The sequence below is a fragment of the Acinetobacter sp. AR2-3 genome, assembly GCF_001878775.1.
Taxonomy (GTDB): Bacteria; Pseudomonadota; Gammaproteobacteria; order Pseudomonadales; family Moraxellaceae; genus Acinetobacter; species Acinetobacter lwoffii_D.
Genome location: NZ_MJIQ01000109.1, coordinates 1 through 1,713 on the forward strand (window position 1 = coordinate 1; position 1,713 = coordinate 1,713).

General features: G+C 33.3%; 2 protein-coding genes and 1 pseudogene. All 3 read left to right on the forward strand.

The genetic code is table 11. The annotated features are described in order from the left end of the window. Positions 1–86: pseudogene (locus BFN00_RS16205) on the forward strand (transcriptional regulator); the annotation flags it as partial. A 429-nt stretch (positions 87–515) separates the two neighbouring features. After that, positions 516–1,463 carry a tyrosine-type recombinase/integrase gene (locus BFN00_RS16210; RefSeq protein ID WP_249449808.1) on the forward strand — a complete coding sequence of 316 codons (948 nt, stop codon included), beginning with the start codon at positions 516–518 and terminating at the stop codon, positions 1,461–1,463. Position 1,464: 1 nt separating this feature from the next. Further along, a partial coding sequence (locus BFN00_RS15585) for a DUF6262 family protein (RefSeq protein ID WP_249449807.1) occupies positions 1,465–1,713 on the forward strand: 249 nt, incomplete at its 3' end.

The following is a 1,713-nucleotide window of genomic DNA, read 5'->3' on the forward strand; positions in this document are numbered from 1 at the left end:
TGCAGGTTTCACAAAATCATGCGATGAAAATCGTGCACTTTATGGCGAAACAGGATTGGCTGAACACCACACGGGGCAAGTGTGGCTGTTTTTTTCAAACAGAAGACGGCATACGAGATACTGATCGGTCTCGTGGGCTCGGAGATGTGTATAAGAGACAGCTTACTTTAATTTCAGCTAAAGCTTATTTAAAAGCCATTTACCCAACTAGATCATTCGGGACATTAGTTTCTGGTCTTGATGCTATAAAGTGTTTTAGTAAATCACTTTATACATTAAAATCAGAGTGTAAACCTGATGAAATCAATAGGTTGATAGTTCAAGATGTACTTTTTAAATGGTCGAATTCTGACTGGAAACTTACAACTATTAAAAAAAGAACATCATCACTTCGAGCATATTTTGAATGGTGTGAGGAGTCAGAATATCTTAGGTTCGGTGATACTAAATTAATAACCGATATGAATTATCCTAAACAAGAAAAGGCTATTCCTAAGTTTATTCCTGAAGATATAATGAGTAAATTAAATCATCATATAGACAAACTCCCCTCAGATATAATGAGATTTTTTTTGGTATTACAAGAAGTGGGGATGCGGATTAGTGAATGTTGTAGTTTGAAATTTGATTGTATTTTTCCTGATAATCAAGGAGATTACTTTATTAAATATTATCAACATAAAATGAGAAAGGATCATACTGTACCAATTTCAAAAGAATTAGTTAACGTAATAAAAGAACAGCAAGAAATGATGGTCTGCGAATTTGGAAAAGCACCTGAGCTATTATTTACAACACCAAAATTTAAAGAAAATGGTGCTAATTATCCTAGAGCAGGTATGGCAAGGTCTAAAGGTACATTAATTACCAAACTAAATAAGCTTGCTGTAGATAATAATATTAGTGATGTAAGTGGAAGACCTTATCACTTTTCATTTCATCAATTTAGACATACTGTAGCAACAAGAATGATTAATAATGGTGTGCCTCAACATATTATTCAAAAATATTTAGGTCACGAAAGTCCGACAATGACTAGCACTTATGCTCATATTATGGATGAAACATTAAAAAATGAATTTAAAAAATTTAATAACACCATGATTGATATAAACGGTAAAAAGTTTAATGACCAAGATATTATTGGTGATCTAACTCTTGGCACAAGTTCAGACTATATTGATGCTCAATGGCTTAAAAAAAATATAGCAATGCAAACTTTGCCAAATGGACTTTGTTCATTACCTGTTGTGCAGGGAGGGTGTCCACATGCAAATGCTTGTTTAACTTGTCCGAACTTTAGAACTGATCGCACCTTTCTACCTCAGCATAAAGAACAATTACAAAGAACCGAGGTGGTTATTGAAACTTGTCAAAAGAATGGCTGGGTTCGTCAGTTAGAAATGAATGAGCGTATTAAAGAATCATTAGTGAAAATTATTACACCGTTAGAGGATAATTAAGATGGCTCATGATAGAAACACACAAGGCTTGAAAGCAAATGCTTTAAAGAAGAAAAATGATGCCATAAAGCGTACAGAACTAGCCATACAAAAAATGTTAAAGGAAAACATAACTATTAACTTTAAGACTGTAGCGGAAAAAGCGAAAGTATCTACAGCTTGGCTTTATAGAGAACCCGAAATAGCGGATCGAATCAAAAAAATTAGAGCCATGAATAATAGTAAAAATGATCTCTGTACACGACAAAAA